This window comes from Pseudomonas sp. NPDC089406 (genome assembly GCF_044900265.1).
Lineage (GTDB): Bacteria > Pseudomonadota > Gammaproteobacteria > Pseudomonadales > Pseudomonadaceae > Aquipseudomonas > Aquipseudomonas fakonensis.
Genome location: NZ_JBJDNC010000021.1, coordinates 18,304 through 40,155, shown reverse-complemented (window position 1 = coordinate 40,155; position 21,852 = coordinate 18,304). Strand labels below are relative to the sequence as shown.

Annotated in this window: 17 protein-coding genes; 8 read left to right on the top strand and 9 right to left on the bottom strand. The window is 64.1% G+C overall.

Features of this window, described 5'->3' with window-relative positions:
• Window positions 1-44: 44 nt before the first annotated feature.
• The 3 genes from ACI2KK_RS16150 to ACI2KK_RS16140 all read right to left on the bottom strand — a co-directional run bounded on the left by ACI2KK_RS16150 (window position 45) and on the right by ACI2KK_RS16140 (window position 3,695).
• Window positions 45-1,562, bottom strand: coding sequence for a nucleobase:cation symporter-2 family protein (locus ACI2KK_RS16150; RefSeq protein WP_217840403.1), 1,518 nt, complete (start codon window positions 1,560-1,562; stop codon window positions 45-47).
• 262 nt (window positions 1,563-1,824) lie between these two features.
• Window positions 1,825-2,196, bottom strand: coding sequence for a PilZ domain-containing protein (locus tag ACI2KK_RS16145; RefSeq protein WP_404669620.1), 372 nt, complete (start codon window positions 2,194-2,196; stop codon window positions 1,825-1,827).
• Between the two features lie 104 nt (window positions 2,197-2,300).
• The gene (locus ACI2KK_RS16140) at window positions 2,301-3,695 is read right to left on the bottom strand and encodes a lytic polysaccharide monooxygenase (protein WP_404669619.1); all 1,395 of its coding nucleotides are present in this window, start codon (window positions 3,693-3,695) and stop codon (window positions 2,301-2,303) included.
• Window positions 3,696-4,078: 383 nt separating this feature from the next.
• Here ACI2KK_RS16140 and ACI2KK_RS16135 point away from each other — a divergent pair, with 383 nt between their 5' ends.
• From ACI2KK_RS16135 to ACI2KK_RS16115, 5 genes are all read left to right on the top strand, one after another.
• A complete protein-coding gene (locus ACI2KK_RS16135; protein ID WP_404669618.1) occupies window positions 4,079-6,145 on the top strand; it encodes a carbon starvation CstA family protein in 2,067 nt (688 codons plus the stop codon).
• 13 nt (window positions 6,146-6,158) lie between these two features.
• Window positions 6,159-6,356 (top strand): YbdD/YjiX family protein, encoded by a 198-nt coding sequence (locus tag ACI2KK_RS16130; RefSeq protein ID WP_003251633.1) that lies wholly within the window; start codon window positions 6,159-6,161, stop codon window positions 6,354-6,356.
• Between the two features lie 77 nt (window positions 6,357-6,433).
• Window positions 6,434-7,411 carry a GTPase gene (gene yjiA, locus ACI2KK_RS16125; RefSeq protein WP_404669617.1) on the top strand — a complete coding sequence of 326 codons (978 nt, stop codon included), beginning with the start codon at window positions 6,434-6,436 and terminating at the stop codon, window positions 7,409-7,411.
• Between the two features lie 90 nt (window positions 7,412-7,501).
• Window positions 7,502-7,882 carry a type II toxin-antitoxin system RelE/ParE family toxin gene (locus ACI2KK_RS16120; RefSeq protein ID WP_404669616.1) on the top strand — a complete coding sequence of 127 codons (381 nt, stop codon included), beginning with the start codon at window positions 7,502-7,504 and terminating at the stop codon, window positions 7,880-7,882.
• Complete coding sequence (locus tag ACI2KK_RS16115) at window positions 7,879-8,178, top strand: Fis family transcriptional regulator (RefSeq protein WP_369988175.1); 300 nt, start codon at window positions 7,879-7,881, stop codon at window positions 8,176-8,178. The genes ACI2KK_RS16120 and ACI2KK_RS16115 overlap by 4 nt, the downstream gene beginning before the upstream one ends.
• 61 nt (window positions 8,179-8,239) lie before the next feature.
• On the opposite strand, the gene glyA is transcribed toward ACI2KK_RS16115, so the two are convergent.
• Both glyA and ACI2KK_RS16105 read right to left on the bottom strand, forming a co-directional pair.
• A complete protein-coding gene (gene glyA, locus ACI2KK_RS16110) occupies window positions 8,240-9,493 on the bottom strand; it encodes a serine hydroxymethyltransferase (protein WP_369988173.1) in 1,254 nt (417 codons plus the stop codon).
• A 391-nt stretch (window positions 9,494-9,884) separates the two neighbouring features.
• Complete coding sequence (locus ACI2KK_RS16105; RefSeq protein WP_404669615.1) at window positions 9,885-13,715, bottom strand: EAL domain-containing protein; 3,831 nt, start codon at window positions 13,713-13,715, stop codon at window positions 9,885-9,887.
• 251 nt (window positions 13,716-13,966) lie between these two features.
• Between ACI2KK_RS16105 and ACI2KK_RS16100 the strand changes: the two genes are divergently transcribed.
• From ACI2KK_RS16100 to gdhA, 3 genes are all read left to right on the top strand, one after another.
• Window positions 13,967-14,377 carry a hypothetical protein gene (locus ACI2KK_RS16100; RefSeq protein ID WP_404669614.1) on the top strand — a complete coding sequence of 137 codons (411 nt, stop codon included), beginning with the start codon at window positions 13,967-13,969 and terminating at the stop codon, window positions 14,375-14,377.
• Between the two features lie 300 nt (window positions 14,378-14,677).
• Window positions 14,678-16,345 carry an energy-dependent translational throttle protein EttA gene (gene ettA, locus ACI2KK_RS16095; protein WP_217840396.1) on the top strand — a complete coding sequence of 556 codons (1,668 nt, stop codon included), beginning with the start codon at window positions 14,678-14,680 and terminating at the stop codon, window positions 16,343-16,345.
• A 311-nt stretch (window positions 16,346-16,656) separates the two neighbouring features.
• Entirely contained in the window at window positions 16,657-17,997 is a 1,341-nt protein-coding gene (gene gdhA, locus ACI2KK_RS16090) for an NADP-specific glutamate dehydrogenase (protein ID WP_404669613.1), read from the top strand.
• Between the two features lie 140 nt (window positions 17,998-18,137).
• On the opposite strand, the gene ACI2KK_RS16085 is transcribed toward gdhA, so the two are convergent.
• The 4 genes from ACI2KK_RS16085 to ACI2KK_RS16070 form a co-directional block, all read right to left on the bottom strand.
• Entirely contained in the window at window positions 18,138-18,635 is a 498-nt protein-coding gene (locus tag ACI2KK_RS16085; RefSeq protein WP_404669612.1) for a GreA/GreB family elongation factor, read from the bottom strand.
• Between the two features lie 69 nt (window positions 18,636-18,704).
• Window positions 18,705-19,061 (bottom strand): hypothetical protein, encoded by a 357-nt coding sequence (locus ACI2KK_RS16080; protein ID WP_404669611.1) that lies wholly within the window; start codon window positions 19,059-19,061, stop codon window positions 18,705-18,707.
• 237 nt (window positions 19,062-19,298) lie between these two features.
• Window positions 19,299-21,152 carry a DUF4105 domain-containing protein gene (locus ACI2KK_RS16075; RefSeq protein ID WP_404669610.1) on the bottom strand — a complete coding sequence of 618 codons (1,854 nt, stop codon included), beginning with the start codon at window positions 21,150-21,152 and terminating at the stop codon, window positions 19,299-19,301.
• 77 nt (window positions 21,153-21,229) lie between these two features.
• Complete coding sequence (locus ACI2KK_RS16070; RefSeq protein ID WP_369988164.1) at window positions 21,230-21,718, bottom strand: DUF3015 domain-containing protein; 489 nt, start codon at window positions 21,716-21,718, stop codon at window positions 21,230-21,232.
• Between the last annotated feature and the right edge of the window lie 134 nt (window positions 21,719-21,852).

The following is a 21,852-nucleotide window of genomic DNA, read 5'->3' as shown; positions in this document are numbered from 1 at the left end:
CGACGATGCGCGTCGGCTCCCCTGCGTGATCACTCAGTCAGCGATCAATGCTCGGCCACGGCCTTGCGCCTGGGCGCTTCGTTGCCATGTTCGTCCAGTTCCAGCACCGGTACCTCGTTACCCTCGGCGTCGAACAGCTTGCCATCCTTGAAGTAGTCGCCATCGCGCAGGGCCGAGATGTCCGAGTACTGAATGGTGCGCTCGTAGGCGGCGGCGAACACCGACTGGTTTTCCGAGTTGCCAGTGGTGAAGTGGTTGAACATCAGGTTCAGCAGGATGGCCATGATCGCCGCCGAGCTGATGCCGGAGTGGAAGATGGTTTCGAACCAGGTGGGGAAGTTGTGGTAGAAGGTCGGCGCGGCGATCGGGATCATGCCGAAGCCCAGCGAGGCGGCGACGATGATCAGGTTGACGTTGTTCTTGTAGCTGACCTTGCTCAGGGTGCGGATGCCGCTGGCGGCCACGGTGCCGAACAGCACGATGCCGGCGCCGCCCAGTACCGGGGTGGGTACCGCAGCAATCACCCGGCCCATGATCGGCAGCAGGCCCAGCACCACCAGGATCACACCGCCGGTGGCCACCACGTAGCGGCTCTTGACCCCGGTCACGGCCACCAGGCCGACGTTCTGGGCGAATGCGCTCTGGGTGAACGAGCCGAATACCGGGGCCAGGATGCTCGACGCCATGTCGGCGCGCAGGCCGTTGCCCAAGCGCTTGGAGTCGACCTTGGTGTCGATGATTTCACCGACCGCGAGGATGTCCGCCGAGGTTTCCACCAAGGTCACCATGATCACGATGCACATCGACAGGATGGCGGCGATGTGGAAGGTCGGCATGCCGAAGTGGAACGGCGTGGGGAAGGCGAACATCGGGCCTTCGCTGACCTTGCTGAAATCGGCCATGCCCAGCGACCAGGCGATCAGGGTGCCGATCACCATGGCCAGCAGGATCGACAGGCGCGAGATGGCCGCGTTACCCAGCTTGCTCAGCACCAGCACGATGGCGAAGGTCAGCCCGGCCAGGCCAATGTTGGCCACGCTGCCGAATTCCGGTGAGGCACTGTTGCCGCCCATCACCCAGCGTGCGGCCACCGGCATCAGGGTCAGGCCGATGGTGGTGATGACGATACCGGTCACCAGCGGCGGGAAGAACTTGGTGATGCGCGAGAACACCGGGGTGATCAAAAAGCCGATCAGCGACGCGGCCATGACCGCGCCCAATACCCCTTGCAGGCCACCGCCGCCTTCGCTGCTGATGATCGCGCCCATGGTTGCCACACCGGCAAACGACACGCCCTGTACCAACGGCAGCTGGCAGCCGAAGAACGGCAGGCCGAGGGTTTGCAGCAGCGTGGCCAGGCCCCCGGCGAACAGCGAGGCGGCGATCAGCAGGCCGATCTCGGCCCCGTTGAGGCCGGCGGCCTGGCCGAGGATCAGCGGCACCGCGACGATCCCGCCATACATGGTCAGGACGTGTTGCAGCCCGTAGGCCAGGTTGGCGCCAAGCCCGAGGTTTTCGTCTTCGGGGCGTTGGGTGGGAGACGTGCTGGTGGACGTAGTCATGGAGCAGGCTCTCGGTTTTATTGTTGTCTGGCTACTGTAGGCAAAGAGTGCATTCGATTGCCATCAGAATTGTATACAAGTTTTTGATCCTAACGCCCACGGCGCTGCCTCCAAAGGGCTCCTAATCTGGATGCAGGATACGTTCCAGCTAGCTGGGATCGGTTTTAGATGGGTGTATACAACCCGCCAGACAGCTGGCTATAAGCTGTCTGAGTAGTCAGGAAACACTTTGAGGGGAGAGTTCTTAGCAAGCTAAGAGATATCAATCTTCGATCAATTCCCGCAGCTCACGCATCATTTCGGTGCTGTCAGCCAGGTTCAATTCCACCAGACGGTGCAAATGCGACATCGAGTCGATATCTATATAGAGGCAGTTGAACCCCAGGCGATCGGGCTCTTCGTGGCGCAGTTCCACCTGCATCTTCACTTGGGTGGTCTTGTCGTTGAGGTGAATGACCGCATCGAAATCCTGGGTCAGGTCGGCATCCCAGGGCTCGGGCCGCTCGACCAGCAGGCCCTTGAGTGACAGGTCGAGCAAGGTGACCGGCCAGCGTCGCTCGCCCTGACGCAACTCGGTAGGGGCATCAAAGGCGATGCGCTGGAAACGGCGGCGTTCGTTGGCAGAAGTCGTCATGGCGGGTCCTCATCAGTAACACTGACTATAGACCAGCCATGAGCATCCCGATTGCGGCCGGGCCGGCCGGTGCGCCTGCCAGCCTGCCCGGTGTTGCTGCGGCCTCAACGGGCCGGGTTATAGGCTTCCCACAGGGTGAAACCATCCACGGCTCCCGGGGCCCAATCCGGTGTGTAGGCCGTGTGGCCCGCCAGGCAGCGCCACAGCCGCGATTGATGGCTGACGATGTCACCGGTCTGGTAGCTCGCGTTCAGTTCCCAGGCCGGGTACTGGCCACCTTCGGCCTGGGTGCGGGCGACATGGGTGTTGCTCGGTGCAGACGGATGCCCGCTGCTAGCCATTGCGGTTACCAGGTAGCGGTAGGCCGTGTCGGGCGCCAGGCCTTGGTCCTGATAGGTCGTTTGCGAGGCCGCTACGCGGGCGATTTCATGGCCATCGCGGTAAACGATGTAGTTTGCCAGCGGTACCGAGCTTGCCGGTGCCGTCCACATCAGGCTCACCGACGAAGCTGTGGTGCCCATGTCATGCAGCCCGGTGGGCGGAGCCGGCTGTGGGTTACCGGGTTCGGCAGGGGTGGTGACACTGATCGCTGCGCTGGGCAGGGACTCGTTGCCCTGCTGGTCGACAGCGGTGATGGTGTAGCTATAGAGCGTCAACGGCTGGACATCCTCGTCCCGATAATGGCTCAGCGCGGCATCCACACTGACCAATGGCTTGCCATTGCGGTTGATGATGTATCGGTCGATCCGGTAAGGACCAGAGGATGGGTTCCATTTCAATCCGACCGACTCGAAGGTGGCCGCGCCGTCGAATGTGAAGTTCCCCGGTGTTTCGGGCCGTTGTGGCCCGCCGCCGTCCTCTTGGAAGTCGAGGTCCACCACCTGGTAGAAGGCCTTGTCCGTCTCGGCGATTTCCCAGATCGCCAGAAGCACGTGATAACCCTGGCGCTGGGGTAGCACGAGGGTATGGGTGGTGGGTTGCGCCGGCCACATTTCGTTGTCCGGGTATGACCAGTATGGCTGACGGGTGTTGAGGAATACGGCAAACGGGGCGGCTTCGAACTGGGCGCGTGACAAAGGCTGGCTCGGGTCCCAGCCTTCTTGCGTGATGAAGTACTTGAAGCGCCGGTACTTGTGCCGTGCGCTGAACTCCCAGACGAAGTCGAGGGCCTCGCCGCCATAGACCTCGTGCTTGAACCAGTCGATGTCTGTCCTGTCGAGGTAGGCGGCTCTGGGCTCGTTGCCGCTGGCGATCTTGCCGTCAGGTGGTGGGGCGAGGCTTCTCTCATCGGTGGGGGCATCCGTGTCCGCCAAGTTCCCTGCTGTTTCCGGGAAGAACTTGCCGCCTTCTATGCCGTAGCGCAGGTAACCCTCGATCATGCCGGCTTCCTCGGCGAAGCCCGCACGGGACTTGGGTGAGGCAACGGTGCCGTGGCGTGGGGAGATTTTCCAGCTGATGGCATTCGGGTTACGCACAGTGCTGAGCTTTCTTGAAGTCATGACGTTACCTGCCGTTCATTTGGCAAACGATGTGGGGGGGCGTGGAGCACGGCCACGAAGGCGCTGGCGAGACGGTTTCAGCCAAGTGGCTGGCTGTTGGCGGCCCAGTTGGGCAAGGGCGCCAGCGGATAACCCTGCCTGGCGTGACCGCATCAGGTGGGTAGTGGCGGCCTGATGATCCAACGGCGGGCGCAGGGGAACAACTGGCAAAAATGACAGGTGTCGCAGGCGCAAGGCTGGCCGTGCCAGGTGAACGTTGAAGGTACCGCTCTAGGGCGCCCGCTGGGGCCTGGCCGCCAGGTGCAATTGGAGATGGTAATGATGGCAGGCAGGCCCTAGACTCAAGGGGCAATCCTTTCCAACCACTTAGCTGGAAGCATGCCATGAACAACAATAACAGCCTGCTGCGCCACATACCGTGGCTGGCACTGGCGATCATAGGAGCCTGCGCGCTGGGTGTGGTCGCCCTGCGTCGTGGTGAGGCGATCAACGCCTTGTGGATCGTGGTCGCGTCTGTGGCCATCTACCTGGTCGCTTACCGCTACTACAGCCTGTTCATCGCCAACAAGGTGATGCAACTCGACCCCCGTCGGGCCACGCCCGCGGTACTCAACAACGATGGCCTGGACTACGTCCCGACCAACAAGCACATTCTGTTCGGCCACCACTTCGCTGCCATCGCCGGTGCCGGCCCGCTCGTGGGCCCGGTACTTGCCGCGCAGATGGGCTACCTGCCCGGCACACTATGGCTGATTGCCGGTGTGGTGCTGGCCGGTGCGGTGCAGGACTTCATGGTCCTGTTCCTGTCCACTCGCCGCAACGGCCGCTCCCTGGGCGACATGGTGCGCGAGGAGATGGGCCGAATCCCGGGCACCATCGCCCTGTTCGGCTGCTTCCTGATCATGATCATCATCCTCGCGGTGCTGGCGCTGATCGTGGTCAAGGCCCTGGCCGAGAGCCCGTGGGGCATGTTCACGGTGATGGCGACCATCCCGATCGCGATGTTCATGGGCATCTACATGCGCTACATCCGCCCGGGCCGCATCGGTGAGATCTCGATCATCGGCGTGGTACTGCTGCTGCTGTCGATCTGGCTGGGGGGCCAGATTGCCGCAGATCCGGTGTGGGGGCCTGCCTTCACCTTCACCGGCGTGCAGATCACCTGGATGCTGGTCGGCTACGGCTTCGTCGCCGCGGTACTGCCGGTGTGGCTGGTGCTGGCGCCGCGTGACTACCTGTCGACCTTCCTCAAGATCGGCACCATCGTCGGCCTTGCCATCGGCATCCTGGTCATCGCGCCCGAGCTGAAAATGCCGGCACTGACCCAGTTCACCGACGGCACCGGCCCGGTATGGAAGGGCACCCTGTTCCCGTTCCTGTTCATCACCATTGCCTGTGGTGCGGTGTCCGGCTTCCACGCGCTGATCTCCTCGGGGACCACGCCCAAGCTGCTGGACAACGAAACCAACGCCCGCTACATCGGCTACGGCGGCATGCTGATGGAGTCGTTCGTCGCCATCATGGCCATGGTCGCCGCCTCGGTGATCGAGCCAGGCGTGTACTTCGCCATGAACAGCCCGGCCGCCGTGGTCGGCGCCGACGTTGCATCGGTGGCGCAGACGGTCAGCAGCTGGGGCTTCCTGATCACCCCTGAGCAGCTGGAAGCCGTGGCCCGCGACATCGGCGAGCACACCATTCTGGCCCGTGCTGGCGGCGCACCGACCCTGGCGGTGGGTATCGCGCAGATCCTGCATCAGGTGCTGCCGGGCGAGAACACCATGGCGTTCTGGTACCACTTCGCCATTCTGTTCGAAGCCCTGTTCATCCTCACCGCCGTGGACGCCGGTACCCGTGCCGGGCGCTTCATGCTGCAGGACCTGCTGGGCAGCTTCGTGCCTGCGCTCAAGCGCACCGAGTCGTGGGGCGCCAACCTGCTGGCCACCGCCGGTTGCGTGGCGATGTGGGGCTACCTGCTGTATCAAGGCGTGATCGACCCGCTGGGCGGCATCAACACCTTGTGGCCGCTGTTCGGTATCTCCAACCAGATGCTGGCCGGTATCGCGCTGATGCTGGGCACCGTGGTGCTGATCAAGATGAAGCGCCAGCGCTACATCTGGGTCACCCTGGTACCGGCAGTGTGGCTGCTGATCTGCACCACCGCCGCTGGCCTGATCAAGCTGTTCGACCCCAACCCTGCGGTTGGCTTCCTGGCCCTGGCCAAGAAGTACAGCACCGCGCTGGACGCAGGCCAGGTACTGGCCCCGGCCAAGGATATCGGGCAGATGCAGCACGTGATCTTCAACGCCTACACCAACGCCGGGCTGACCATCCTGTTCCTGGTGGTGGTGTTCAGCATCCTGTTCTTCGCGCTCAAGGTCGGCTACGCCGCCTGGGGCCGCAAAGAACGGACCGACAAGGAAACCCCGTTCCAGGCCTTGCCTGACGCTTGAGAGGAATGCCGCGATGTTCAACGACCTGGGTCGACTGGGTAAGTACCTGGGGCAGGCAGCCCGCCTGATGGTCGGCATGCCCGACTACGACAACTATGTCGAGCACATGCAGAAGACGCACCCGGACAAGCCGGTGATGAGCTACGAGGCGTTCTTCCGCGAACGCCAGGAAGCCCGTTACGGTGGCAAGTCCGGGCCCAAGTGCTGCTGAACCCGCGTCATGTGTAAAGCTGTGGGAGGCCGGGCAACCGGCCTCCCACAGTCATTTTCGGCTTGAGGAGATTTTGCGTGCACACGCCCATACCCGTTACCGTGCTGACCGGCTTTCTTGGTGCCGGCAAGACCACCCTGCTCAAACACATGCTCAAGGCCGAACACGGCCTGAAGCTGGCCGTGATCGAGAACGAGTTCAGCGAGGCCGGTATCGACAGCCAGTTGCTCGGCGACGAGCCGGTGCAGGTCATGACCCTGGCCAACGGCTGCGTCTGCTGCAGCATCCATGGCGACCTGACCCGCGCCCTGTACCTGCTGCTGGAGCGCCTGGACGCCGGCGAGATCGCCTTCGACCGCCTGGTGATCGAGTGCACGGGCCTTGCCGACCCTGCGCCGGTGGCGCAGACCTTCTTCATCGACGAAGAACTGCGCGAGCGCTACATCCTCGACGGCATCATCACCCTGGTCGATGCCGTGCACGCCGAGCTGCACCTGACCCAGGCCATCGCCCAGGCTCAAGTCGGTTTTGCCGACCGCCTGCTGCTGAGCAAGACCGACCTGGCCGAGCCCGAGGCCGTCGAGGCGTTGCGCGAGCGCCTGGCGCGCATCAACGGCCGCGCGGCCATCCGCGTGGTCGAGCATGGCCGCATCGACCTGGCCGAACTGCTCGACGTGCGTGGTTTCAACCTCAACCCGGAGCTGGGCATCAGCCTCAAGCCCACCCTGCGCCCGGTACTCAAGCCGGCCACCCCGGACCGCATTCGCACACTGGTGCTGCGCACCGACACACCGCTGGACATCGATCGCCTCAGCGACTTCATGAACGAGCTACTCGAAGAACACGGCAAGCAGCTGCTGCGCTACAAGGGCGTGCTGAACATCGCCGGCGAAGACCGCCGCCTGGTGTTCCAGGGCGTGCTCAAGCTGTACGGGTTCGACTGGGATGCCGAGTGGAAAGACGGCGAGGTGCGGGAGAGCGTGATGGTGTTCATTGCCGATGAACTGCCGGAGGAAAAGATACGGGCAGGGTTCGACGCATTGACCCACGCCTGATTGGGACGCAGCTGACTGTTAGATGCCGCCGAAAGGCGGCATTTTTCATGGCCATGTTCAATTGCTCGGCCGGCAGTCACGGCCCCCTTGATGGGAGTACCTTTTTTGGTACACTTGGCCTCGTCAGATCAGCAAGTCCGTGTTTTGTTCTTTCGCAGTGCGCTTGGCAACGAGCCCGTACGCGAGTGGTTGAAAGCCTTGTCGCGCCATGAACGCCAGGTAATCGGGACCGAGATCAAGGCGGTACAGATCGGTTGGCCGCTCGGCATGCCGCTGGTGCGCAAGCTGGAAAGCGGGCTTTGGGAGATCCGCATCGATTTGGCAGATACCGTGGGGCGTGTGCTGTTCACCATCAGCGATGGCGTGATGGTGCTGCTTCACGGCTTCATCAAGAAAAGCCAGAAAACACCCGCAGTTGACTTGGCAGTGGCCAGGCAACGCAAGGCAAGCCTCAGGAGGCAAACGACATGAACCCGCATATCGGTTCGGATTTTGACGATTTTCTCGCCGAAGAAGCCCTGCTGGAGGAGGTTACGGCAGCAGCCCTCAAGCGGGTGATCGCCTGGCAACTGACGCAAGCCATGAAGCAGCAGAAGGTCAGCAAAAAGGCGTTGGCCGAGCGTATGCATACCAGCCGCACAGCCGTGGACCGGGCGCTAGACCAGAATGATCCGGGCATGACCCTGGCAACCCTGGCCAGCGCTGCACGGGCCTTGGGGCAGCGTGTGGAAATACGCTTGGTGCCGGAGCTTGCACCGGCCCGGTGAACGAGAGCTCACAAAAAAGCCCGGCACATGGCCGGGCTTTTTCACATCAGGCGTCTGCCGATCAGTTGCCGTAAACCGGCAGCTTCTTGCAGATGGCCTTGACCTTCTCACGCACGGCGTCGATCACCGCTTCGTTGTTCAGGTCGGCCAGGATGTCGCAGATCCAGCCAGCCAGCTCGCGGCACTCGGCCTCTTTGAAGCCGCGGGTGGTCACGGCCGGGGTGCCGAAACGCAGGCCCGAGGTGACGAACGGCGAACGTGGGTCGTTCGGTACCGAGTTCTTGTTGACGGTGATGAAGGCCTTGCCCAGAGCGGCGTCGGCGTCCTTACCGGAGATTTCCTGCTTGATCAGCGACAGCAGGAACAGGTGGTTCTGGGTGCCGCCGGAGACGACGTCAAAACCACGCTCGATGAACACTTCGGCCATGGCCTGGGCGTTCTTCACCACTTGCTGCTGGTAAGCCTTGAACTCAGGCTGCAGGGCCTCTTTGAAGCAGATGGCCTTGGCGGCGATGACGTGCTCCAGCGGGCCGCCCTGGGCGCCCGGGAAGACCGCGGAGTTCAGCTTCTTCTCGATGTCGGCGTTGGCACGGGCCAGGATCAGGCCGCCGCGCGGGCCGCGCAGGGTCTTGTGGGTGGTGGTGGTGACCACGTCGGCGAACGGCACCGGGTTCGGGTACACGCCAGCGGCTACCAGGCCGGCCACGTGGGCCATGTCGACGAACAGGTAGGCACCGACCTTGTCGGCGATGGCGCGGAAGCGTGCGAAGTCCAGCACCTGCGAGTAGGCCGAGAAGCCGGCGACGATCATTTTCGGCTTGTGCTCGACCGCCAGGCGCTCGACTTCGTCGTAGTCGATCAGGCCGTTGCCGTCGATGCCGTACTGGATGGCGTTGTACAGCTTGCCCGAGGACGAAACGCTGGCGCCGTGGGTCAGGTGGCCGCCATGGGCCAGGCTCATGCCCAGGATGGTGTCACCGGCCGACAGCAGGGCCAGGTAGACCGCGGCGTTGGCCTGCGAGCCGGCGTGCGGCTGGACGTTGGCGTAGTCGGCGCCGAACAGCTCCTTGGCACGGTCGATGGCCAGTTGCTCGACCACGTCGACGTACTCGCAACCACCGTAGTAGCGCTTGCCCGGGTAGCCTTCGGCGTACTTGTTGGTCAGGACCGAGCCCTGGGCTTCCATGACTGCCGGGCTGGTGTAGTTTTCCGAAGCGATCAGCTCGATATGCTCTTCCTGGCGCAGGGCTTCTTGCTGCATGGCTTCGAAGAGCTCGGCGTCGTACTTGGCAATGGTCAAATCACGGCTGAACATGGCGGTCCTCAAGGATCGGGGGTGAGTTAGGGGGGCATTCTAACTGATTGATTCGCGGCTGGCATATGAACTGGCATCAAGTCGCGGACCAATGGGGCTCATGTTGCAGGCCGCATGGGGACTGGGCTGGAGTTGACCTTCGGGTCCGTTTTTCGGTGCTGCGCTGTGCCTTCGCGGGGCGCCTGCATTGATCAACATCTCAGCGTTGATTCAACCCCTGTGGGAGCAACTGTCTTGTGCTGCCTGTTGCGGCCTCATCGCCGGCAAGCCGGCTCCTACCTGAAGCTCATGCAATCCCTGTGGGAAGCGGCCTTGTGTCGCGATTGGGCTGCGTAGCAGCCCCTGAAATTTGGCAGGGGTGCGCAAATCATGGGGCCGTGTGGCGCCACAGTCACTGAAACATGAACAACGTCTCGTTGCTGAACTGCGCCTCGAACTGGTTGGCTGGCATCGGCCGGCCGAACAGGTAGCCCTGCACCTCGTCGCAGCCGTGCTCGCGCAAGAACTCCAGCTGCTCGTGGGTCTCCACACCCTCGGCGATGACCGCAAGGTTCAGGCTGTGGGCCATGGCGATGATCGCCCGGGCGATCTGCGCGTCCTGCTCACCTTCAGGCAGGCCGTCGACGAAGGTGCGGTCGATCTTCAGCACGTCGATGGGGAACTGCTTGAGGTAGTTGAGCGACGAGTAGCCGGTGCCGAAGTCGTCGACCGCGATGCTCAGGCCGAGGTTCTTCAGGCTGGCGAGAATCTGCATCGCTTCGTTGACCTCGCGCATCAGGATACTTTCGGTCAGCTCCAGCTCCAGGCACGCCGGCGGCAGCCCGGTTTCCTCGAGAATGTCGGCGATGCGCGTGCCCAACTGGCCATCGGAGAACTGCCGCGCCGAGATGTTCACCGACACCTTCGGTACCCGCACCTTCTGCTGGTGCCAGGCCTTGAGCTGGCGGCTGGCCTCGCGCAGCACCCAGTCGCCGATATCCACCACCAGGCCCAGTTCCTCGATCACCGGGATGAACTCGCCTGGCGGTACCAGGCCGCGGGTCGGGTGGCGCCAGCGCAGCAGCGCTTCGGCGCCGGTCAGGCGCTTGCCGTCGCCGCTGAACTGCGGCTGGTAGTAGAGGATGAACTCGTTCTGCTCCAGGGCGTGGCGCAGGTCGCTCTCCAGCTCCAGGCGCTCCAGGGCACTGGCGTTCATGTCGGCCTGGTAGAACTGGAAGTTGTTCTTGCCACGCTCCTTGGCGTGGTACATGGCGGTGTCGGCGTTTTTCATCAGCTGGCTCAGCTCGCTGCCATCCTGCGGGCTGAGGGCGATGCCGATACTGGCAGTGACGAAGAACTCGCGGTTCTCCAGCACGAACGGCGTCACCAGACCAGCGAGAATATGCTCGGCCACATGAATGGCGCGGTTCAGTGCCTGCTCGCGGGTGGCCCGCGGTTGCAGCAGCAGGGTGAACTCGTCGCCGCCCATGCGCGCCACGGTGTCGCCGTTGTCGACGCAGGCCAGCAGGCGCTCGGCCATGTCCTTGAGCATGCGGTCGCCCGCGGCGTGGCCGAGGGAGTCGTTGATCGGCTTGAAGCGGTCCAGGTCGAGGAACATCAGCACCACCCAGGCCTTTTGCCGCTCGGCCTGCTGCAGGGCGTTGTACAGGCGGTCCTGGAACAGCGTGCGGTTGGGCAGGTGGGTGAGGGCGTCGTAGTAGGCCAGGCGGTGAATGCGCTGTTCGCTGGCCTTGCGCTCGCTGATGTCGGTGAAGAAGCACACGTAGCTGGCCAGGTCGCCTTCATCGTCCAGCACCGCGGTGATGCCCACCCAGGCCGGGTAGTGCTCGCCGTTGCGGCGCTTGAGAAACACCTCGCCCTCCCAGCTGCCGCGCTGGTTGAGCTGCTTGAGCACGTAGCCCAGGTGCGCATCCTGCTGGTGCTCGACGGTGAGCATGCCTGGCAACTGGTCGAGTACTTCGGCCACCTCGTAGCCGCTGACCCGGCTGAACGCCTCGTTGGCCTGCACGATATAGCCGGCCGGGTCGGTGATGAGGATGGCCGAGGTGGAGTGCTCGAATACCGTGGCGGCCATGCGCAGGTCTTTCTCGGCGCGGCGCTGCTGGCTGATGTCGCGGCCCACGCCCAGCACGCCCTCGAAGCGCTCGTGCTCGTCCCACACCAGCACCAGGCGCAATTCGATGGGGATCTTGCGGCCATCGGCGCGCAGGCAGTCGAACAGGAACAGTTGGGTCGGCAGGGTGCTGCGCAGGCGGGCCAGCTGCGCGCTGTCGCCCAACGCCTTGCTGACCCGCTCCATCAGCCCGTACACGCCGGTGAGCTGGGCCGGGTTGGCGACGATCGACTGCCAGCCGTTGGCGAAGATCCAGTCGGCCTGATAGCCCAGCACCGCCTGCACCGACGGGCTGACGTAGTTCAGGTGCAGCTGGTTGTCGGTACTGAAGATCACGTCGCTGATGCTTTCGGCGAGCATGCGGTAACGCTGCTCGCTGTCGCGCAGCGATTCGCTGGCCTCGATCTGCACGGTGACGTCCTTGCCCACCCCGATGATGCGGGTCACCTGACCGTCGCCGTCGCGGGTCAGCACCTGCTCGCGGATTTCATAGCAGCGCCAGCCGCCATCACGGTGGCGGAAGCGCAATTGGCAGTGCAGCGACTGGCCGTAACTGCTGTCCAGCTGCTGCTGGCGCAGGGCGTTGTAGTGGGCGGCGTCCTCGGGGTGCAGCAGCAGCTCCCAGAAGCGCTCGCCCATCTGCGCAAGCTCGGCGCGGTCGTAACCCAGGGTCTGGCCGAGGTGGCGGTTGCTGAAGATCATCCGCTGGCTGTGCACGTCCTGCACGTACAGCTGGTCGGGCACGGTACGCACCACGTCCGACCAGAAGCTCTCGCGCTCCAGCAGCGACAGCTCGACCTGCTTGCGGCTGGTGATGTCGCTGATGCTCAGGATCACCGCCTGGTAATCGCGCCGCTGCTGGGGCAGGCGCACCATCAGCCACAGGTGCAGCTCGCCGCCCAGCGGCGCTGGCAGGCGCACTTCCAGCTCCAGTTGCGAGCGCTCTTCAAGCAGCGCGTCTATCAGCTGCATACCAACGCTTTCGCGGCCGTTGCCGCTGCCGTCGATCAGGCGCTGCCAGGCGCCTTCGTGGCAGTCGACGTTGAGCAACTGGCGGGCTACCTGGTTGATCTCGGTGATTTTCAGCTCCAGCAGCAGCGAGCGGCGCAGGTTGCCGTCCAGCGCCAGGCTTTGTTTGAGCGCGGCGAGGTTGCGCAGGTGGTAGCGGTCGAGCTGGCCGGGCAGGCTGGAGAGGTCGAGCACGCACAGGGCGACGCCGGTGCCCTCGAAGATTTCGTGGTAGCGCCGGCGGTCCTCCTGCAAGGCGCGCTGGCGGCGGCGCATGTTGATCAGCGCCAGCACCGGCAGCAGGGCGCAGAACAGTGCCAGCACGCACTTGCCGATCAGCGCCGGGAGCAGCTTGCTGCGCGCCAGGCCCTCGTCGAACAGGCCGCGCAATTGCCAGGTGCTGTTGTCGATGAACGCCAGCATGACGCTTTGCAGGGGCTCGTCGCTGGTCAGGGTGGGGCCGTGGCGCTCGATCACCTCGCCGTTGCGGCTGTTTTCCAGCAGCCACAGCGGGTGGCTGGGGCCGTCCAGGTGCTGGGTGAGTTCGTGGTAGTAGGCCGGGCCCAAGCGTAGCAGCCAGTAGCCGCGGTCCTGCTCGGCGGTTTGGCGCAGCAGCAGGTAGACCTGCTGGTTGTCGGGTGTGTTGCTGTAGAAGTAGCTGCTGCCCTGGTTCAGTTGCAGCAGTTCGTCAATCAACTGGCGGTCGCTGCTGTTTGTCTGGGAGTCGGCCAGTACCTGCCCGCTGGCATCCAGCCAGGCCAGTTGCTGCAGGCTTGGCAGGCGCGCCTGCAGGGTGTCGAGCAGGTTCGGCAGGGCGCTGGGCGCCGGAGCCTTGACGTAGGGTTGGACCAGGTTGAGCGCCTGTTGGGCCTTGAGCGCCATGTTCAGGCTCAGGTGGTCGGCCAGTTCCGCGCTGGTGGCCAGGCTCTGCTGGCGCAGGTCGGCCTGGGTATGGCGAAACTGGGTGACCAGCTGCCACAGCAGCAACCCCAGCAACACCAGGGCCAGCAAGGCCAGCGCGCCTTTGAGCGAGCCACGCAGGTGTGAGCCGGCCGTGGGTACGGCAGGGCGCAGAGGGGGCGTTTGCTTCAAGTTGGTCAAGCGTCGGTCCTGCGATTGGGCTGGCGATGGCAGGGGTTTGCATGCACGGCGCATGCCGTGGCCTGGCCTGTAGCCGGCGCACTATATAGCCGCACGTATGAAGCCGCCTAGCATGCCTTCAATTGTGGCAAAGTGCCAGCCTGCTGGCCATGATGGCGGTCGCATCCTGTCATGCCGGTTCGGCAAGCCCCTGCAACCTGTGCGAGAATGCCGCCCGCTTCAAATAGTCAACGCATCGGAGAAGTACGGTTTTGGTTACCCACTATTCCACCAATGGCCTCGATTCCGCCTGCGGGCGTAGCAGTCAGACCCTGGTCAGCACTGCCACTGCCGAGGGCGTATCCTGCAAGACCTGCCAGCGCTCGCTGGCCAAGCCCGACGCCGCTGCCGGCGGCAACAAGTCGCCCTCGCTGGCCGAGTTGCGCAAGTCGGCCAAGGCCGCCAAGGCGGTTGCCGAGCCGGCAGGCGAAGTGGCCGCACAGCCGGCCACCAAGCCCGCTGCTGCACCGGCCAAGGCCGTCAGCAAGCCGGCCAGTAAAAAAGCCGACAAGCCTGCCCGCAGCGGCGGCTTCAGCGTCAAGTCGGCCTGGGCCGCGCGCCTGGCCGAGCAATCGGACCGTTGCCGTCTGCCGCGGGGCAAGGCCAGGCAGTCGCACGTCTGAATCCTGGCAGACCCCACTGGCCTTTTCGCGGGCAAGCCCGCTCCCACATGGTTCTATAGAGCGGCGCGAACCTTGTGGGAGCGGGCTTGTCCGCGAAGAGGCCCTGACAGGCCAGCACTGTCACCCCAGCACCGCCACCACAGCCTCAAGGGCTCGGCCAACGCTGCGACCACTCTGTGCAATGCCTCAGCTTGGCGTAGAATGGCCCACTTTGTTCAATGACACCCCGTAAACACATCCCCCGGGCAACCGCCACGGGCGTACGTCGATGTCTTTACCTATCTGATAGAGGGCTTGGTTTTGGCTCAATACGTCTACACCATGCATCGGCTGAGCAAGGTCGTGCCGCCGAAGCGGGAAATTCTCAAGAACATTTCCCTGTCGTTCTTCCCGGGCGCCAAGATCGGCGTGCTCGGCCTGAACGGCGCCGGTAAATCGACCCTGCTGCGCATCATGGCGGGCGTCGACAAGGAATTCGACGGCGAAGCCCGGCCGATGCCCGACATCAACGTCGGCTACCTGCCCCAGGAGCCGCAACTGGACCCGACCAAGACCGTGCGTGAAGTGGTCGAGGAAGCGGTCAGCGTGATCAAGGACGCCCAGGCCCGCCTGGACGAGGTGTATGCCGCCTACGCCGACCCGGACGCCGACTTCGACAAGCTGGCCGCCGAACAGGCCAAGCTCGAAGCCATCCTGCAGGCCGCCGACGGCCACAACCTGGAGCGCCAGCTGGACGTCGCCGCCGACGCCCTGCGCCTGCCGGCCTGGGAAGCGAAAATCGAACACCTGTCCGGTGGTGAAAAGCGCCGTGTAGCGCTGTGCCGCCTGCTGCTGTCGGCCCCCGACATGCTGCTGCTGGACGAACCGACCAACCACCTGGACGCCGACTCGGTGGCTTGGCTTGAGCGCTTCCTGCACGACTTCCCGGGCACCGTGGTGGCCATTACCCACGACCGTTACTTCCTCGACAATGTCGCCGGCTGGATCCTCGAGCTGGACCGCGGTGCGGGCATCCCGTACGAAGGCAACTACTCGGGCTGGCTGGAAGCCAAGTCGGACCGCCTGGCGCAGGAATCCAAGCAGCAGAGCGCCCACGAAAAAGCCATGAAAGAGGAACTGGAGTGGGTGCGCAAAGGCGCCAAGGCCCGCCAGTCCAAGTCCAAGGCCCGTCTGCAGCGCTTCGAAGAGATGCAGTCGCAGGAATTCCAGAAGCGTTCCGAAACCAACGAGATCTACATCCCGGCCGGCCCGCGCCTGGGTGACAAGGTCATCGAGTTCAAGAACGTCACCAAGGGCTACGGCGACCGCGTACTTATCGACAACCTGTCGTTCGCCATGCCAAAAGGCGCCATCGTCGGCGTGATCGGTGGTAACGGTGCCGGTAAGTCGACCCTGTTCCGCATGCTGATGGGCAAGGAGCAGCCGGACTCGGGCAGCATCGAGATCGGTGAAACCGTGCAACTGGCCTGCGTCGACCAGAGCCGCGAGGACCTGGACGGTGGCAAGACCGTGTTCCAGCAGGTGTCCGATGGCTCCGACATGATCAAGATCGGCAACTACGAGATCCCGTCGCGCACCTATGTCGGTCGCTTCAACTTCAAGGGCGGCGACCAGCAGAAGTTCGTCAAGGACCTGTCCGGTGGTGAGCGTGGCCGCCTGCACCTGGCCCTGACGCTGAAAGAGGGCGGCAACGTCCTGCTGCTCGACGAACCGTCCAACGACCTCGACGTCGAAACCCTGCGTTCGCTCGAGGAAGCCCTGCTGGACTTCCCTGGCGCCGCCATCGTGATCTCCCACGACCGTTGGTTCCTGGACCGTGTCGCCACCCACATCCTGGCGTACGAAGACGACTCCAACGTGACCTTCTTCGAAGGCAACTACACCGAGTACGAAGCCGATCGCAAGAAGCGCCTGGGCGATGCCGCTGCCCAGCCGCACCGTGTGCGTCACAAGAAGCTGGCCCAGTAAGGTCGCTTCGGTTGCACAAAAATGGGGCCCTCAGGGGCCCCATTTTTGTGCCAGGCAAGAAAGCGGTGCTGGCTTCATTCGCGGGCAAGCCCGCTCCCACAGGTACAGCGCTGCCCTTGGATTTCCCCCTCTCCTGTGGGAGCGGGCTTGCCCGCGAAGCAGGCGCCGCAGGGCGTGACTTTGTATACATTTATATAAAACGCACCAAAAAATTTCATAAAAACGACATTGCGCCCTGTTCCAGTGCGATTGCTTCTTGGTACATTCGCAAAAAAACCAATAAACAATCCCTCTTGGTGAGACGTCTACCCATGATCGAATCCGTCGACAATTTCCTCGCACGCCTGCAACAACGCGACCCGGGCCAACCGGAATTCCACCAGGCGGTGGAAGAGGTGCTGCGCACCCTCTGGCCGTTCCTCGAAGCCAACCCCCACTACCTGCAGTCCGGTATTCTCGAGCGCATCGTCGAGCCCGAGCGCGCCGTGCTGTTCCGCGTGTCGTGGGTCGATGACCAGGGCAAGGTCCAGGTCAACCGCGGCTACCGCATCCAGATGAACAGCGCCATCGGCCCCTACAAGGGCGGCCTGCGCTTCCACCCGTCGGTCACCCTGAGCGTGCTCAAGTTCCTGGCCTTCGAGCAAACCTTCAAGAACTCCCTGACCTCGCTGCCCATGGGCGGCGGCAAGGGCGGCTCGGACTTCGACCCCAAGGGCAAGAGCGACGCCGAAGTGATGCGCTTCTGCCAGGCGTTCATGAGCGAGCTGTACCGCCACATCGGCGCCGACTGCGACGTGCCGGCCGGTGACATCGGCGTGGGTGCCCGAGAAATCGGCTTCATGTTCGGCCAGTACAAGCGCCTGGCCAACCAGTTCACTTCGGTGCTGACCGGCAAGGGCATGACCTACGGCGGCAGCCTGATCCGCCCTGAAGCCACCGGCTACGGCTGCGTGTACTTCGCCGAAGAAATGCTCAAGCGCCAGGACAAGCGCATCGACGGCCGCCGCGTGGCCATCTCGGGCTCGGGCAACGTAGCCCAGTACGCCGCGCGCAAGGTCATGGACCTGGGCGGCAAGGTGATCTCGCTGTCCGACTCCGAAGGCACGCTGTTCTGCGAAGCCGGCCTGAACGACGCCCAGTGGGACGCGCTGATGGAGCTGAAGAACGTCAAGCGCGGCCGCCTGAGCGAGCTGGCCACGCAGTTCGGCCTGGAGTTCCGCAAGGGCCAGACGCCGTGGAGCCTGGCGTGCGACATCGCCCTGCCATGCGCCACCCAGAACGAGCTGAACGCCGAAGACGCCCGCACCCTGCTGCGCAATGGCTGCATCTGCGTGGCCGAAGGCGCCAACATGCCGACCACCCTGGACGCTGTGGATATCTTCATCGAGGCCGGCATCCTGTATGCCCCGGGCAAGGCGTCCAACGCCGGCGGCGTGGCCGTGTCGGGCCTGGAAATGTCGCAGAACGCCATGCGCCTGCTGTGGACCGCCGGTGAAGTTGACAGCAAGCTGCACCACATCATGCAGTCGATCCACCACGCCTGCGTGCACTACGGTGAAGAGGCCGATGGCACGGTGAACTACGTCAAGGGCGCCAACATCGCCGGCTTCGTCAAAGTGGCCGATGCCATGCTGGCGCAGGGCGTGGTCTGATCCGGAACTGCTGGGGCCGCTTTGCGGCCCTTTCGCGGCACAAGGCCGCTCCTACAGGGAACACGATAGCCTGAGCCATCGCGTATCCCTGTAGGAGCGGCCTTGTGCCGCGAAAGGGCTGCAAAGCAGCCCCATGGCCCTCAAGTCTCAACCCTGATTTCAAGCACCTCGATCATCTGATCCCCCGCCGGCCTGCGCCACAGCACTTCATCCCCAGGCCCCGCGCCCAACAGCGCGCGCCCCAGCGGCGAGCCCCAGTTGATCAGCCCGTGCACGGCATCCGCTTCATCCTCACCCACCAGCCGTACCTCCTGCTCCTGGCCGTCCTCGTCGACGAAGCGCACCCGGCTGCCAATCTGCACCTTTTCGGTGGACGTCGGCGCTGGCACCACCTGGGCACTCTGTACCCGCGCATTGAAATAACGCAGGTCGCGCTCGGCATCGGCCAGGCGCTGCTTGTCGGCCCGTTCGCCCTGGGCCTGCAGTTCGCTGCGCAGGGCATTGAGCGCCGCCACCCGTTGCTGCAGCTGGGCCAGGCCGCTGGCGGTGACGTAGTTGGGCTGGTCGCTGACGCGCCGCTCCACCGGCTGGCTGGCTTGGGCGGCGGCCTGGTCTTCGTTGACGAATGCTCGGCTCATGCGCGGGCCTCCTTGTGCTGGAGACCATGGTGGCAGTTGTGGGGTTTCAACGGTTGTCCGTTTGCGACATCAGTTGCGCCGGTAGGCGCGGGCGGCGTCCTGATCCTTCTCGCGCTGCCAGTCGCGGTCGCGCTCGTCCCAGTAACGCTCGCGGTACTGGCGGGTGTCCTGGTTGCTCTGCATGGCGTGGCACTGGCGAAAGCCGTCGTCCCAGCCGGTTTCGTACTGAGGTTCGTGCAGGTAACGCGGCACGTTCTTGCGAAACTCGCCGACCATCAGCCCGGCGGCCTGGCGGCCGCTGCTGCAACCGTCGTCGAAGCCATCGGCGTAGGCGGGCGGGTAGCCCTGCTGGACCATCTGTTGGTGGGTGGTTTCGCACCCGGCCAGCAACAACGTGACGCACAAGCCCAGCCAATACCGCGACATGACCACAAGACCTCGAGAGTAATGCAGCAAAGTCTAGGTGGCGGTTTGTCGGGGAGGTGTCAAAACAGTGTCAAAGAGTCGGTTGGTTCACAGATGCAGCTCTGTAGGAGCGGCCTTGTGTCGCGATGGGGCGCAACGCGGCCCCAGGATCTCTGCATCATGCGAAATTGCCGGGGCCGCTCTGCGGCCCTTTCGCGACACAAGGCCGCTCCTACAGGAATCGCGCTGGAGCCGGGCTCAGTAGTGATACCACCTCAACTCCAGCATCACCTCGTTCTGCGCCGTGGCCAGGTGGCTGAACTGGCGCGATGCACTCAAGCGCAGCCCAAGGTTCTGGCTCACTTCCCACTGCTGGTTCAGGCTCACACTGCGGCGCACCTCGCCATTGGTGAAGAAATCGCCCTTGGCCTCCAGCGTCAGGTTGCCCAGCGGGTTGCGCCACAACAACCCGCCATTGAACCCCGCCGCCGGCGAAACGAACTCGGCGAAGTCGTTGTGGTGTTCTACCCGCACCGTGCCCAGGGCAAAGCCCAGCAGGTCGTCGTTCAACTGCCAGGTACCCCCGGCACCGCCGTTGACATGGCTGACCAGCACCTCGTCGTCATGTTTGCCCGGCACCCGCTCCAGCCCGCCGGCAACCTGCCACGACCAGGGCTTGAGCAGCTCGTTGCGTGGCGTCAGCGAGCGGATGGTGGCCAGGTCCAGGCGCTGCACCTGCCAGTCGTTGCCCTCGTACTGGCGCAACTTGAGCTGCAGGATCTCGATCTGCGCGCCGAGCGGGAAGCCGAACAGGTTGTCGTTGAGGTCGTGGTAGGCCATGCGCAGGCCGTACTCGGCGAACGCGCGGTCCTCGCGGGTACCCACGCCCAACTGCCAGGTGCGTGACTGGTGGCCGTCCTCGGGCAGCCCGGGGCGTTCGATCTCAAGCGGCGGCGGCGGGTTGCGGTTGATCGCCCGCAACAGCTCGAAACTGCGTGCGGCCTGGGCCGGGTCGCGCTCCTGGCCGTTGGCGCGGTAGCGCTCCAGGCGGTAGGCGGCGTCCTGCACCAGGGCCTGGCGCTCGCGGGGCAGCGCGGTGAATTCGGGGCTTTGCAGGTGCTTGGTGTCGGCGCTGATGGCCAGCACCTGTTGCTTTTCTGTGTGCTCAAGCGGCTCGGCGCGGGCCAGCAGTTCGCGCTCGCGGGACGGCCGGTAGCGTACATCGGTGACCAGCCCGGACTGCTTCACCGCCTTGACCGTGTCGGTGGGGATGGCAGTGAGCGGGAACTGCGAGGTCAGGTCCAGGCCCGGGCGCGCCACCTGCAGCAGTTCGAGCAGGCGGTACGAGCAGTTCTCGTCGAAGAAGAAGTAGTCGAACTTGATCTGCTTGAGCTCCCACACATGCTCGACCATGCGCCCGGTCTCTTCGGGGGTGAGGTCCAGCTGGTATTCCCACAGGTCGCGGTTTTCCAGGCTGCGGTATTCGGACAGTTTTTCCTGGTAGGGCATCATCGCGAACAGCCCCGGGTAGCCGCCCATCAGGCCCTTCCAGGCGTACAGGATGCTGTTGTCGCTGCCTTCGATGTAGGCGCCGAAGTTGATCGCGTAGCTCAAGAGCGTGGTGTCGTCGCGGCGGGTGTTGGACTGGTCGATGCGCAGCAGGGTGTGGCCGAACATCGATGACGGGCTGTTCAGGTACGCCGCCGGGAAAATCAGCGCCGCGCTGTGCGGGTCGATCGACTTGTACCAGGTATTGAATTCGGGGCACTCGGGCTGTGGCAGGCCGGTGAGGTTCAGCTGTTCGCGCAACCAGCGGGTGCGCGCCGGGAACACGCACTGGGCGTGTTTGTCAGCGAGATTTGCCGGGGCATACAGCGCCTGCACCGTGGCCGCCAGTTCCTGGTCGGGGTGGTGCGCGCCGTCGGCGGCGAGGAAGAACCGCGGGTCGTCGACATAGCTGCGCCAACCGCCGAGCTTGGCGGTTTCGTAATGGCCCAGGGCAATCCAGTAGGGCGTGGCTGCCAGCTGTTGCAGGCGGGCCGGGTCGACTTGCGGTGCGGCGTGCAGCGGTGCGCTGGCGAGCAGCGCCAGGGGAGCGAGGCGTTTGAGCATGTCGGGCAACTACATCCTGATGATGCCGAAAGTTAACCGCCAAACCCGCCCCGGTGCCGGGGCGGGCGGCGCAGGGCTCAAGCCTCGGTGGCGTACTTGGCCAGTTGCGGGTCGCTCTTGAGCACCGCCAGGGTGTTGCTGTGCACAGATTCGGCAGTCACGTCGGCGCTGCTGAAGATCTGCTGGAAGTGCTCGTGGGTGACAGCGGCGAAGTGCGCGCGGTCTTCAGGTGCTACACCGAGCACCACGGCGTAGGTGGTCAGGGCTTCGCCCTGGCCCTTGGCCATGTCTTCGGAGAGCTCGTTCATCATGCCGTTCATGGCGAACCAGGACTTGCCGCCGTAGGTGAGGGCCGCCTTGGTCGAGCAACCGTTGGTGCCCGAGGTCATGCCGAAGGTCGCGTTGCCGGAGGTGCCGTTGGTGGTGGAGGCCAGGAAGTGCGCCGGAGTGCCGCGCTGGCCATCGAACAGCATGTTGCCCCAGCCGCAGTTCGGGCCACCTGGCGATTCGGCCATGGCGTTGATCGAGACAGCGGCGAACAGAGTACCCAGAAGAATCCGTTTCATAGCGTTGTTCTCATTCTGTAGTGACGTACCAAGGGTCAGGGTTCTGGCAACGCGGTTGCCAGTACAGGGAAGCTTTCCACCCCCCCGCGCAGCTTGGAGTTTAGGCACGATCCAAAGGTTGCGTTGTTTATTGC